Here is a 13,568-nt window from a genome sequence, read left to right as displayed (position 1 = left end):
GAGTTCCTTTGGCGAGGAGAGGGCGGGCTTTTATGCGGCGGAATCGGCCGACAAGCCTGATCGCTCGCATCCTGGCGATTGCCTTGCTCGCTCCCAGTCTGCTCCAGGTCCCGCTGCCGCAGGCCGATTTTCACGTCGTCCGTCACCGCCACGCTGTCGGGCAGGTCTGCCCTCAGCACGACCATCTTCTGAGGTGGCATCCTCAGGCCGGCGAAGGCGATGCGGTGGCCGTGCTGCACTGGCACTGGCTGCCCCCCAGGTCGCTCGACACGTCCGCCGCCGATCAGGCCGGCCGCACGCTGCCGGCCTTCCACGCCGACGACGGCGATCTGAACCGGGCGGGCCAGGCCCCCACCCCCCTGATCGTCGCCGAATATCGCGTGCGCGACCTGCGCCTCGATCTGAACGATGAGATCGTCGCCACGCCGTACATGGCGGTTTGGGTTGACCTCGACGCCAGATCAGATCCCCCGTTGCGTTGGTCGCTCTGCGCGCCGAACGACGGGCTTTCGTCCGTCGGAACGCTCGCGCGCCTCGCCCGCTGGAACTGCTGAAACCCCCGGCTCGTCGGGCCGATTCACGTCTCCTCGCCGTTGCGAGGGACGAGGATTCACGCCTGTCCGGTTCCGGTATTTACGGTTTCACGGATCGCTCCAGCGGAGTTTACGTCCATGTCGTTTGCGCTTGCTCGTTCCTTGACCGGGGGTCGCGTCTGGTCGCGGATCCCCTGGATGGCGGCCGGTGGCCTGCTGGCCGCCCTGATCGCCTATCTCGCCATTGACATTCCCGCGCATGTCAGTCGCCTGGGCGGCGCCCCGGACGACTCCGCCGCAACGGCGGCCGCCGAGCCCTCGCCGAGCGGTCCCGCCCCCGGCACGGTCGCGCTCTCGGCTGCGAAGCTCAAGGCGGTCAATCTCGCCACCGCAGCCGTTCGGACCGAACGGCTGCCAACGGAACTTGGTGTACCCGGACGGATCGAGGTTGACGCCGACCGCCGCGTGGAGGTCCGCTCGCGAGCGCCGGGGATCGTCCGCGAGGTCGGCGTGACGCTTGGCCGAAAGGTCCGGAAGGGGGACATGCTGGCGATTCTGGACAGCCCAGACGTCGGCACCGCCCGTCTCAACCTCCGCGCCCGCCAGCGCGAGTTGCTCACCGCGCGGATCGAAGCCGAGTGGAAGAACCAGGTCGCCGACACCGTCGCCAAGCTCGTCCCCGAGATCGCCAAGGGGGTAGACCCGGAAGTTCTGGAAAAGGAATACGCGAATAAGCCCCTGGGCTCATTCCGCGCCCTCCTGCTGCAGACCTATTCCGAGTTCGACATCGCCATTCATGAGGAAGAGAAGACGCTTGCCCTCCGAGGCAAGGAAGTCATCGGCGAACACCCCGCGATCCTCGCCAAGCACACGAGGCAGGGTCTGCAGGCCAAGCTTTTCGCGACCATCGAACAGGTTAAGTTCGACGCGGAGCAGCAGCGGCGTCTGGCCGATCAGGCGCTGAAGCTCGCGGAGTCCGCCGTCGTCGACGCCGGCCACCGGCTTCGGATTCTGGGGGTCGACGAGAACATCCAGAGCCTGCTGGATCACGCCGAGGAGGCGCAGAAGGCGGCCAAGGACGAGGACGTCACGGCCTACCCGATCGTCGCACCGTTCGACGGCACGATCATCATCAAGTCGGCCGTCCCCAGCCAGAGCGCCAACCCGATCGACATCCTCTTCGTCGTGGCGGACATGACGGACGTCTGGGTCACGGCCAGCATCCCCGAATCGGATCTGGCCAAGATCCCCACGATCGAGGGGGGAGTGGTCCGACTGACGGCCGCGGCCTATCCCGACCGGATCTTCGAAGCCAAGGTCCTTTCCGTCGGGGCGATCCTGGACCCGATGACGCGGACCGTGCCGCTGTTGGCGAGGACCGGAAACGCCGACGGCCAGCTTCGGCCCGGGATGTTCGCACGCATCCTCTTCGACGGACCGGCCAGCGAGCCTGTTCTGACGGTTCCGCACGCCTCGGTCGTCGAGGTCGAGGGGCGTCAGGCCGTTTTCCAACCCGTCGCCGCGGCCTCGCCGGGCGAGGAGGGGAGTTCCTTCGTTCTGCACCCAATCGAAGCCGGCCGCGAGTTGGGCGATCGCGTCGTGATCAAGTCCGGGCTCAAGGAAGGGGACGTCGTCGTCGCCCGAGGGGCGTTCGACCTCAAGAGCGAGTTGATCCTCCAGTCTCAGGGGGACGAGGACTGACCGGCCCGGCCGTTCGCGGCCGTCGTCGATCGTTCCTTCTCAACCCCGCCTTTCGGAGGTCGCTCGGACTTTCATGCTCAACGCCATCATTGATTTCTCACTCAAGAACAAGTTTTTCGTATTGGTGGGGACGGTGCTGGTCGCCGCGATGGGTTGCCACGCCGCGCTCAGCCTGCCGATCGACGCCATCCCCGATTTGACCAACGTCCAGGTGCAGGTTATCACCGAGGCGCCGGCGCTCTCGCCGATGGAGGTCGAGTCGCTTCTGTCGTTCCCCGTCGAGTCGGCCATGAGCGGTCTGCCGGACGTGGAGCAGATTCGTTCGGTCTCCAAGTTCGGAATCTCGGTCGTCACGATCGTCTTCCACGAAGGGACCGACATCCTGCGGGCCCGTCAGCTCGTCAGCGAGCGAATCCCGCGCGCCGCACAATCGATCCCGGCGAATTACGGCTCTCCCACGCTCGGGCCGATCGCCACAGCGCTCGGCGAGGTCTTCCAGTTCCAGGTGAAGGCGGAGGCGGGGTCGTCAGTCTCGGCAATGGAGCTGCGGTCCATCCTCGACTGGTTCGTCTCGTATCAACTCAGGAAGGTCCCCGGCGTCACCGAGATCAACGCCCACGGCGGCGAACTGAAGACGTATCAGGTGGAGGTCGACCCCGACAAACTGGGCGAATACCGCCTGTCGATGACGGACGTCTTCCAGGCGCTCCAGATGAACAACGCCAACGTCGGCGGCGGCTATCTCGTCCACGAGGGGGAGGCTCGCTACATCCGAGGCGTCAGTCAGGCTCGGTCGATCGAGGACATTGCGTCGATCGTCATCGACGAGCGCGAAGGGGTGCCGGTGACCATCGGCAGCATCGCCTCGGTCCATCCGGCGGCCATGATCCGGTCGGGTCTGGCCACGCGCGACGGACAGGGGGAGATCGTCGTCGGCCTGGTCATGATGCTGATCGGTCAGAACGGTCGTCGAGTCGTTGAGGACGTCAAGGCTGAGATCGCTGAGATCCAGAAGTCGCTCCCCAAGGGGGTGACGATCGAACCCCTCTACGACCGCACGCACCTCATCCACGAGACGCTGGACACCGTCCTTCACAACCTGACCGAAGGCGGCGTGCTGGTCATCATCGTGCTGCTGGCCATGCTGGGGAACCTCCGCGGCGGCCTGATCGTCGCGCTGGCGATTCCGCTCTCCATGCTCTTCGCGGCCGAGGTGATGTATCTGACGGGGATCTCGGCCAGTTTGATGAGCCTGGGGGCGATCGACTTCGGTCTGATCGTCGACTCCAGCGTCATCATGATCGAGAACTGCGTCCGACGCCTCGCCCACGAAGGTGGGACGCGGCCCAAGGAAGACATCGTCCGCGACGCCGCCGTCGAGGTCCGCAAGCCGACCATGTACGGCGAACTCATCATCGCCACCGTCTATCTGCCGATCCTGGCGCTCCAGGGTCAGGAAGGGAAGCTCTTCCGGCCGATGGCGCTCACGGTCGTGTTCGCGCTGGCCGGGTCACTGATCCTCTCGCTGACGTTCATGCCCGTGATGGCCGCTCTGGGGCTGAGCGCCAAGCCCGTCGAGAAGGAACTCTGGCTGATCCATCAGCTCAAGCGGGTCTACACGCCGATCCTTGACTTCTTCCTGAAACGCCCGGTCGTCGCCATGGGCACCGCGCTGGTACTCGTCGCCGCGAGCGTCCCCGTCGCCTGGAACCTCGGGGCCGAATTCATGCCCAAGCTCAACGAGGGAGATCTGCTGATCGAGGCCGTCCAGATCCCGTCGGCGCCCCTGGAGCGAGCCGTCGTGGTCTCGACGCAGATCGAGAAGCTCCTGGAGCAGTTCCCGGAGGTGAGGACCGTCTACTGCAAGACGGGCCGCCCCGAGATCGCCAACGACGTGATGGGCGTCCATCAGACCGACGTCTGGACGATGCTCAAGCCCCGCGAGGAATGGCGGCCTGGCGTGACCCGCGACTCGCTGATCGAGGAGATGGACAAGGTCCTCGCCGAGAACGTCCCCGGCGTGAAATTCGGCTTCAGCCAACCGATCGAGATGCGAGTCAACGAACTGGTGGCGGGCGTCAAGAGCGACGTCGCCGCCCTCATCTACGGGCCCGACCTGGACGTGCTGCGGCACAAGGCGGCGGAGGTCGAACGGGTCCTCTCCCGCGTCCCGGGCGCGCACGACGTGAAGGTGCCCTCCGCCGGCCGGTTGCCGATCCTCAAGATCGCCGTCCGTCGTGATCAACTCGCGCGGTATGGGATCAAGGGATCGGACGTGCTGGACGTGGTCTCGGCTCTTGGCGGGACGACGGTCGGGACTGTGTTCGAAGGGCAGATCCGCCGCCCGTTGCAGATCCGCTTGCCCGTCTCGTGGCGGAACGACGCCGACCGCATCGGCTCGATCCGGATCATCGACGCCATGGGTCGGCCCATCCCACTCAAGGACCTGGCCGACATCTCCCTGGAGGAGGGGCCGAGCGAGGTCGAACGCGAGAATATCTCCCGGCGCGTCTACGTCGGCGTGAACGTCCGAGGCCGCGACCTCGCCGGGTTCGTTCACGAGGCGCAGAAAGCCGTCGCCGAGCAGGTGGAAATGCCTCCCGGCTACATGGTCCGTTGGGGAGGCCAGTTCGAGCATCTGGAGTCGGCGGAGAAACGCCTGCTGATCGTCGCGTCGGTGGCGCTCGTCCTGCTGTTCCTGCTGCTCTACAGCTCGTTCAAATCGATCAGTCTGTCGATGTTGATTTTCACGGCCGTCCCCACCGCGGCGACTGGCGGCGTGTTCGCGCTGGCCCTGCGAGACCTGCCGTTCTCGATCTCGGCGGCCGTCGGGTTCATCGCTCTCTTCGGCGTCGCCGTGCTCAACGGCCTGGTCTGGGTCAGTGCTGTGGGACATCTCAGGGCCGAAGGGATGGAAACGCACGAAGCCGCCCGCGAGGCTTCGATCGTTCGCCTACGGCCGATCCTCATGACGGCGCTGGTCGCCGGCCTGGGGTTCATCCCGATGGCCCTGGCGACGACTCCGGGCGCCGAGATTCAGCGTCCGCTGGCGACCGTCGTCATCGGCGGCCTGTTCACCTCGACGCTCCTGACCTCGCTGGTCCTGCCGGCGATCTACCCGTGGTTTGCTCCTCGGGAGATCCACCACGAGGCCGCTTGAGCGACCTCAGGGGGCGAAGGCTCCGCCGGGGGCGAAGATCCGATCGAGGGCGTCGTCGAAGATCCCGAATCGCCGGGCGACGTCCAGAACGGTGAATCGCCTCCGGATGTAGTACGCCTGGTCGTACGAGACGCGCAGACGCTCCCGGGAGATCCCGATCTCCTCTGGTCGCGTGGGACAGCCCGCGGCCCGGAGCATCGATCGGACCTCGGCCGAGGGGATCAGGTGGTTCTTCAGCCGGTTGCGAAGCTCGGGCCAGACCGCCTTGAGCTGGAGCAACTGCTCGCGCAGCTCGTCGGGGGGGACGTGTTTGACTCGCGTCTCCTTCACGGCCTTCGCGGCCAGAGACTCGTCGCCGAACAGGTCGTGGATGCGGCGCTCGACCTGCTCGAACACTGGCCAGGCAGCGACGGCCCGGTCGACGTCGACGTCTCGCAGGTCGCGCGCGAGCAGGTCTTCATGCAGGGCCAGGGAGGCGAGTGTCCCGATGCCGACCTTGAAGCCGTGCGAGGGAGCGACGCCCTCGAACGTGTGGTGCTGCATGTCCCAGAGGTGGCTGAACTGGTGATCGGCGCCCGACGCCGGCCGGCTGGTCTGGTGGGCCTGCATCGCGAAGCCGCTCATGAGGAGACCGTCGACGAGCCCCTGCACACTCTCGGGATCGTTGCGGGCGATCCCGGACGGATCTCCCACCCACTCGCGGAGCCTGCCCTGGACCGTCTCCCAGACGTCGGCGTCGATGGGTTCGACTCCCGCGGCGTCAGCCAGGATCCAATCCGCGCCGGCGACGTTCTTCGCCAACAGGTCGGCGTATCCCCATGAGTTCATCGGAGCCGGAGCGTGGGCGATCACGTCGAGGTCGGCGACGACGACGCGCGGGGCAGGGCAGTCGAACGTCTGCTTCGAGCCGTTATGGGTGATCGAGGCCCCGAAGGCCGTATAGCCGTCCATCGAGGCGGCGGTCGCCACGGACATGTAGGGACGTCGCAAACGATGGGCGACGAGCTTCGTCAGGTCGTTAATCGTCCCTGAACCGACCGCGACGGGAATGGCGTCGACGTCCGCCAGAGCGGCTTCCAACTTCTCGACGTCGTCATACCCGGCGTAGACGTCTATTCCGAACTGAAACGGCTCGGCCAGAGCGAGCCCCTCTCGGCGGAAAGCGTCGAGCACCGTTCGGCCGGCGGCATTGAACGTGTTGAGATCCGACACGAGCACGGCGGACGCATCGCCGAACTCGGCGGCGAAAGGACCGGGCGCCTGCGAGACGACGGCTCGGCCGACGATCGCGCGACGGGTGTCGCGGGCTGCGCGAAGGGCTTTTTCCAGCAGAGCGGTGGTGGAACCGGACGAGGCAGACATGCAGCGACTCCGTAGCGACAGACGTCAACCTCGCCATTCTCCCAGGACCGGCTCCGGGGGGCAATTGGAGGAGCCTGGAAGGGGAGGCCAAGGAGACGTCAGTCCGCTGGTCGCGCAGTCGGCGGGCGATGGCCCGCTCGCCAGTACGTCCTCGGCACCACGGTGGTTTTCATCGGAGCTTGTCGACAAGGAGGACGAGTAGTCCGGGCGAGCCGCGCCAGAGCACCTGTCGGCTACGACCGAATCCTCGTCGTCCTATTCGACCGGTCCTTCGGGTAAGAACGCGGAGACGTCTGACCGTGCTGCCGACGGAGAATGGGCGTGCGCATGGACGTGGGAGCGCCACGAGAGGCGAAGGGCGTCGTCGACCACCGGTTGTCGTCGGGGGCGAGCCATGATCATGCGGATCCGGGTCGTCAACTCGGCGGGATGGTAGGGCTTGCCGAGCGTGTCATGGACGTCGAGCGTGTGGAGAGCCTCGGTGTGCGATTCCAGGATCGCCGCGCTGCAGACCAGGATCGGCTGCCTCGGGTCCATCAACTTGATCTGACGGCAAGCCTCGACGCCGGGAACGACGGGGAGGTTCAGATCCATCAGAACCACGTCGAACGGGCCCTGGGCGGCGTAGATGTCGACGGCGGCCTGTCCATCGGCGACGGCCTCGACCTCATAGCCCTCCATCTTGAGGAACTGGAAGACGAGCCCGCGCAGGACGTGTTCGTCCTCGACCAGCAGTAATCTCCCGAGCGCATCCCTGCTCATGGGGTCTCTCCGGAGGAGGGCGGCGGGGTCTTAGGCCTGATCGGGATCCATCCCAGTCGGCCGACGACTCCATCTTCTTCGACGCCGCCCGGGTTGGAGCCGGGCGCGGGGAGTCTAGTCGAACCCTCCAATCCGGGCCATGCCGATTCTCCCCGCCAGAATTGACAAATGGGTCGTAACTTCTAGGTGGAGCGAGGTGCTTGGATTGTCGGCATAAGTTGGATTTGGGGCCGAGGCAGGCCATGACCACCACGACGAAAGCCGCCAATCAAACCCAAAGCGAGGGGCGGGATTCTCGCATCAACCTCCTGAGCGTCAAGAGGTTGCGTCTGATGGCTTCGGTTTCAGGCTGCCGCAAACGAACCCGCACGGGCTCACTCGTCGTCGCCGAGGACGCGTTTCTTGCGGAGCATGTGGTGGTAATGCTGGGCGAAACGGTGGGCCTCGTCGCGGACGTACTGGAGAAGGCGAAGTGCGAAAGACCGGCGACGGAGGACGATTGGGTCGGATCGGCCCGGAACGTAGATTTCCTCTTCGCGTTTGGCCAGCGAGATGAGGGTGGGAGGAGTCACCCCTTTGGCCTCAAAGGCGTCGAGCGCCGCGTTCAACTGCCCCTTGCCACCGTCGATCAGGAAGATGTCCGGGAACGGCTCGTCGCGCTCGCGGAGGCCGTCGATCCGGCGCGAGACGACCTCGCGGATCGAGGCGAAGTCGTCGATGCCGCTGACGCTCTTGATGCGATAGCGTCGATAGCCCGGTTTGAAGGGGAGCCCGTCCACGAACGTCACCAGCGAGCCGACCGTCTCCGTACCGCCGAGGTGGGCGATGTCGACGCCGTCGATCGTTCGGGGCATGGAATCCAGGTGCAGAACCTGCTTCAGACCCTTCAGACCCTTGCGCGGGTCGATGTAGAAGACCTCAGGCTGAGCGTGCTTGGCAAGGTCGCCGCGGAGGTTCAAGTTCTCCAGGGCCTTGATCTCGTCGCGGATCCGGGCGGCCTTCTCAAACTGGAGAGCCTTGCCCGCCTCGCGCATCTCCTCGTTCATCTCCTTGAGAAGGACGTCCTTCTTGCCGTCGAGGAAGAGGCGAAGCCGGTGGATGTCGCGGCGGTAGGTCTCGCGGTCGATCCGCATGTTGCACGGGGCGGTGCACTGGTCGATCGAGGCCAGCAGGCAGGGGCGGAACCAGCGCCAACGGGGGTCGTCCTCGTCGATGTCGAGCGAGCAGGTGCGGAACTTGAAGATCCGCTGGAGCACCTGGATGGCCCCCCGCAGGCTCTTGGCTCGCGGGAAGGGCCCGTAGAGCTTCACGCCCGAGTCCAGGGGCTCGCGGGTGAAGTTGACCCTGGGAAAATCCTCGCCGGTCGTGATCTGGAGATAGGGGAAGGACTTGTCGTCCTTGAGGTCCCTGTTGTGCCGGGGCTGGATGTCCTTGATGAGGCGGGCCTCCATCAGGAGGGCGTCCACCTCGCTGTCGGCGGGGAGGTGATCGATGTCGGCGACCTCGCCGATCCAGTTGACGATCCGCTTGTCCTGCTCGGCCGCCTTGTGGAAGTACGATCCGGCGCGGGCGCGAAGGTTCTTGGCCTTGCCGATGTAGATGACTCGCCCTTGCGAGTCCTTCATCAGGTAGACCCCCGGCGTGTTGGGGAACCCCCGGACCTTCTCGGCGGGCGAAAGCGCGTCCTCGGCCTTCTTGGGCTCAGACATGAGGACTCCCTGTCGCGACGGCCGTTGCGGTCCGGGCGGTCCTTCCGCCGGGTCGCCGTGTCAGGCCACCTCCTCAAGATATTTTTCGATGTCCGCCGCCATCTGGTCAAGGACGGCGCGAGTCTCCGCCTTGGCGGAGGGGAGCGCGTCGGGGCCCGTGACGTGGGTCCGGGCGAAGAGGTAGAACTTGATCTTGGGTTCCGTGCCCGAGGGACGCGCGGCGAAGCGGACGCCTTCCCGCTCGGTGTGGAAGATGACCAGGTCGCCCGAAGGCTCGGGCAGCGGAGAGGTCGCGCCGCCGGTCAGGCTGCGGACTTCATGGGTCTTGTAGTCGAAGACCTCGGTGACCTTAAGACCGGCGATGGTCTTGGGAGGTGCCTCGCGGAAGGCCTTCATGATCGACTTGATCTTGTCGACGCCCTCGCGGCCCTTGTAGGTCTTGTTGATGAGGTGCTCGCCGTAGTGCCCGACGTCGACGTAGAGGTCGTCCAGGTATTCGACGACCGACTGCCGACGGTCCTTGCAGGTGGCGGCCAACTCGGCGAAGAGCATCGCGGCGACGGAGGCGTCCTTGTCCCGGGCGTAGACCCCCTTGAGGTAGCCGTGCGATTCCTCGAAGCCGAAGAGGAAGCCGGCCGGCCCCTCGCGATCGACGCGCTGGGCGATCCACTTGAACCCGACGAGCAGGTCGTCCTCGGTCCGAATCCCCTCGCGACGGGCCAGGGCCTTGGTCATTCCCGTGGAGACCAGGGTGGTGACGATGTAGTGATCGGGCCGCAGCCGGCCGCGGTCGGCGGTCTGCTTCATGACGAAGGCCGCCATCAGCGCGCCGATCTGGTTGCCGTCGAGAGTGAGCCACTCGCCGGCCAGGTCGCTGGTCTTGGGAAGGCCCACGCCGATGCGGTCGGCGTCGGGATCGCTCGCCAGGACGAGGTCGGCCTTGGTCTTTCGGGCCTCGTCGATGGCCGCTTGAAGGGCCGAGGGGTTTTCGGGATTCGAGACGTGGCCGGGGACGTTGGGGAAATCACCGTCCTGGGTGCGCTGGGAGGCCAGGATATTGACGTCCATGAAGCCGTCGGCCTTGAGTGCCGCGGCCACCGAGGTCTCGCCGACGCCGTGCAACGGCGTGTAGACGATCGAGATCCCCCGGGCGTGGGAGACCGACTCGCCGACGACGGCCGCGATGTAGGCGTCGTCGACATCGGAGCCGGCGTAGACGATCGAGCCGTCCTTCAGGCTTTCGTCGAGCGACTTCTCGGGGATCTCGCGGTCGGAAGCGGCCTCAACGCACTTGATGATCTCGGCGTCGTCGGGAGGGACGACCTGGCCGCCTTCGGCGTTGTAGCACTTGAAGCCGTTGTCGGACGGCGGGTTGTGCGAGGCCGTGATCATGATGCCGGCGTCGCACTTCAGGTGGCGAACGGCGAAGGAGAGCAGGGGGGTCGAACGGGCGTCCTTGAACAGGTGGACCTTCACGCCGGCCGCCGCCAGCACCCGGGCGCAGATCTCGGCGAATTCGGGGGAGTTGTGACGGGTGTCGCGGGCGATCACGCAGGAGCAGGCCGCGCCCTCGCCCTTCTTCCTGCGGACGAAGTCGGCCAGGCCGCGGGCGCTCTCGCCGATCGTTCGGGCGTTCAGGACGTTGGTCCCGACGGGGTACATGATCCCGCGCCGGCCGCCCGTGCCGAACTCCAGCACGGCGTAGAAGGCGTCGTCCAACTGCTTCCAGCGGCCGGCCTCGATCTCGCCGAGGAGTTTCTCGCGATACTGAGCGAACGGGGCCTCTTCGAGCCACCTACGGATCCCCGCGGCGGCCGACTTCGACAGCTGGCCCCCCTTTTCGGCGTCTTCAATCTTCGCCAGCGCGGCGGCCACGGTGCTCATCTCAGGAAGGCTCCCTCAAGTGCGGACTCGCGGACGCCCCCGGCGCCCGGCTCGACGGCCTTCAAGGCTAATCGGAAACGCCCCGATCGACAAGCAAACGGCGACCCGACAAGGCCGTCGCGCGGCGTCGCTCCGGTCGGCGCAAGTCGATTCTTGAGCGAAACTTTCCGTGATTTCCAGCACCGGCCGAGGCTTGTAAGAACAGCCGTTTTGTAAGTTCCACTTGACAGGAAACGGGGGCTGTTCGCAGTCCCACCGAAAAGGCGCGTGACCCGAATGCGTGACTTGCGGCGAACCCGGACGACGGAAATCCAGTTCGATTGGTTGGTTATGGCGATATTCAGAAACCCGAGCAGTTCCTTTCCTGGTTGTGGCACGCACCTTGCTCAATCCACTCTTCGCCGCGACCAAGACGACGATCAGTGAATCAGCTCTTTTCACTAAAGTCGTTACAGTCGTTCGGCACGATCTATAGGGCGGATACGGATGATCGCCGAAACCGGTCGAGTCGTAGAGGACTCGCCGACAGCCGATAGACAGGGAGGTCAGGATGGCTCGACCGACGTCACGACGATCGCTGCGTTTCGAGAATCTCGAAGATCGCCAGCTCCTCTCGTCGGCCGCCCCCAGCAACGACCAGCAGCTCGCCCTCCAGCTGATCAACATGGCTCGGACCACCCCCAAGTTGGCGGCCCAGTGGCTGTCGAAGAACATCGGCTCGGACGTGTCCAACACGCTCAAGCACTTCAACGTCGACGTCAACAGCGTCCTCAACACGATCTCCTCGAGCAACCCGCTGCCGCCGGTCGCCTGGAATGCGGACCTCGCCGATGCGGCCCAGGCCCACAGCGACGACATGGCGGCGAACCAGTACCAGTCGCACACCGGCTCCGACGGTTCCTCGGCCGACGACCGGATCGCCAACTCGGGCTATAACGCCACCTCGACCGGCGAGAACGCTTTCGCCTACGCCGACAGCGTCGACAACGCCATGCAGGCCTTCCTCTACGACTGGGGCGTCTCGGACGCGGGCCATCGCCGCAACCTGCTTCAGCCGGGGGTTTCGGCCGACAACTCCTTCACGGACGTCGGCGTCGGCGTCGCCAAGTCCTCCAGCGGCAAGGTGGGGCCGGTTCTCATCACGCAGGACTTCGGCCGCAGCGCCTCCGCGACCCCGCAACTGCTGGGAGTCGTCTACAGCGATGACGACAGCGACGGCTTCTACAGCGCCGGCGAAGGGCAGGGGAGCGTCGAGATCGACGCCACCAACCTCGCCACCGGCGCGACCAGCTCGACCAAGACCTGGGATTCCGGCGGATACCAGATGCCCCTCTCGGCCGGCAAGTATCAGGTCACGGCCAGCGAGAACAACGTCGTCATCAAGCAGGTGAACGTCACGATCTCCAACCAGAACGTCGAGCAGGACTTCGTCACCAGCAACTCCTGGGACGGCCGGTCGTTGAGTGCGGCCACCATGCGAACCGCCGCGTCGACTCCGTCCGCTTCGGCCTCGACCGTCGCCGTCACCCCGACTCCCGTCGCCGTCACGCCGACCCCGACTCCGGTCGCCGTCGCCCCGACCGTCATGAGCGCGCAGGTCTCTTCCTCGACGGCGAGCAGCTCCAAGATGGCGGTCTTCACGCCGAGCAACTGGAAGGGGCCGGACGTCGCCGCCTCCGCCATGGCCGCCTGGACGACCTGGAAGGCCCGATCGAACTAATTAGCCGCTCGTCGGCCTCGAACGTCGGCCCGCACCTCGTGGGCCGCAGCGAACCACCCCCCGACAATCTGGGGATCGTCGGGGGGTGGTTCATTTTTCGAACATGCATCCACGGTCAGTCGTCGCCGAGGACCGTGACGACCACCGATCGTCGATGCGGATGAGTTCGGTGCTCCCAGACGAAGATCCCTTGCCAGGTTCCCAGCGCCGGCGACCCGTCGGCGACGGGGATCGTGAGGGCCGTCTGCGTGAGGATCGACCGGACGTGGGCCGGCATGTCGTCGGGGCCTTCAAGGGTATGGCGAAAGATCGGATCGCCGTCGGGCGCCAGCCGGGCCGCGAACCGTTCCAGATCCTGGCGGACGCTCGGGTCCGCGTTCTCGCAGACGATCAGCGAGGCGCTCGTGTGCTGGATGAAGACGTTGCAAAGGCCCGTCCGAACGCCCGAGCCGGCGATGATCCGCTCGAGCTCGCCGGTGATCTCGATCGTCCCTCGGCCGCGAGTGGAGATCGTTAGAGTCTGCTGGTGGATCACTTCGCACTCCAGGGGTCATCGAGGCCGACTCGTCCGATTGAGCAGCCAGGGGGATGCTGGAAACGGTTCCGGCCTCCGGAAATAAACATAAGGTCCATTATCGGACCCAAACTCGGGGCTGCAAACCCATCGCCCGCCGTCCCAGCTTGTTGGAAACGCACCGCGGTCGGCTTAGAGTCACAGTGATTGCCTCATGCTCTCC

9 protein-coding genes are annotated in these 13,568 nt (G+C 65.8%); 4 read left to right on the top strand and 5 right to left on the bottom strand.

Annotation, left to right across the window (positions count from 1 at the left end; all coding sequences use genetic code 11):
- The first annotated feature begins 32 nt into the window (after positions 1 to 32).
- The 3 genes from G5C50_RS18240 to G5C50_RS18230 all read left to right on the top strand — a co-directional run bounded on the left by G5C50_RS18240 (position 33) and on the right by G5C50_RS18230 (position 5,394).
- A complete protein-coding gene (locus tag G5C50_RS18240) occupies positions 33 to 554 on the top strand; it encodes a hypothetical protein (RefSeq protein WP_165071650.1) in 522 nt (173 codons plus the stop codon).
- Between the two features lie 117 nt (positions 555 to 671).
- On the top strand, positions 672 to 2,234 hold the full coding sequence (locus G5C50_RS18235; protein ID WP_165071648.1) for an efflux RND transporter periplasmic adaptor subunit: 1,563 nt from the start codon (positions 672 to 674) through the stop codon (positions 2,232 to 2,234).
- 73 nt (positions 2,235 to 2,307) lie between these two features.
- Positions 2,308 to 5,394 carry an efflux RND transporter permease subunit gene (locus G5C50_RS18230; protein WP_165071647.1) on the top strand — a complete coding sequence of 1,029 codons (3,087 nt, stop codon included), beginning with the start codon at positions 2,308 to 2,310 and terminating at the stop codon, positions 5,392 to 5,394.
- Positions 5,395 to 5,400: 6 nt separating this feature from the next.
- Here G5C50_RS18230 and G5C50_RS18225 read toward each other — a convergent pair whose 3' ends face one another.
- The 4 genes from G5C50_RS18225 to G5C50_RS18210 all read right to left on the bottom strand — a co-directional run bounded on the left by G5C50_RS18225 (position 5,401) and on the right by G5C50_RS18210 (position 11,111).
- Entirely contained in the window at positions 5,401 to 6,756 is a 1,356-nt protein-coding gene (locus G5C50_RS18225; RefSeq protein ID WP_165071645.1) for a sn-glycerol-1-phosphate dehydrogenase, read from the bottom strand.
- 255 nt (positions 6,757 to 7,011) lie between these two features.
- Positions 7,012 to 7,518 carry a response regulator transcription factor gene (locus G5C50_RS18220; RefSeq protein WP_165071644.1) on the bottom strand — a complete coding sequence of 169 codons (507 nt, stop codon included), beginning with the start codon at positions 7,516 to 7,518 and terminating at the stop codon, positions 7,012 to 7,014.
- A gap of 374 nt (positions 7,519 to 7,892) precedes the next feature.
- The gene (locus G5C50_RS18215; protein ID WP_165071642.1) at positions 7,893 to 9,227 is read right to left on the bottom strand and encodes a UvrB/UvrC motif-containing protein; all 1,335 of its coding nucleotides are present in this window, start codon (positions 9,225 to 9,227) and stop codon (positions 7,893 to 7,895) included.
- Positions 9,228 to 9,287: 60 nt separating this feature from the next.
- Positions 9,288 to 11,111: a phospho-sugar mutase gene (locus tag G5C50_RS18210; protein ID WP_165071640.1), complete on the bottom strand. Its 1,824-nt coding sequence runs from the start codon at positions 11,109 to 11,111 to the stop codon at positions 9,288 to 9,290.
- A gap of 550 nt (positions 11,112 to 11,661) precedes the next feature.
- Between G5C50_RS18210 and G5C50_RS18205 the strand changes: the two genes are divergently transcribed.
- Positions 11,662 to 12,831 (top strand): CAP domain-containing protein, encoded by a 1,170-nt coding sequence (locus G5C50_RS18205; protein ID WP_165071639.1) that lies wholly within the window; start codon positions 11,662 to 11,664, stop codon positions 12,829 to 12,831.
- Positions 12,832 to 12,946: 115 nt separating this feature from the next.
- Here G5C50_RS18205 and G5C50_RS18200 read toward each other — a convergent pair whose 3' ends face one another.
- Entirely contained in the window at positions 12,947 to 13,366 is a 420-nt protein-coding gene (locus G5C50_RS18200) for a secondary thiamine-phosphate synthase enzyme YjbQ (RefSeq protein WP_165071638.1), read from the bottom strand.
- Between the last annotated feature and the right edge of the window lie 202 nt (positions 13,367 to 13,568).

It is taken from the genome of Paludisphaera rhizosphaerae (assembly GCF_011065895.1).
Classification (GTDB): Bacteria; Planctomycetota; Planctomycetia; order Isosphaerales; family Isosphaeraceae; genus Paludisphaera; species Paludisphaera rhizosphaerae.
This window is presented reverse-complemented; position numbering and strand designations above follow the sequence as displayed.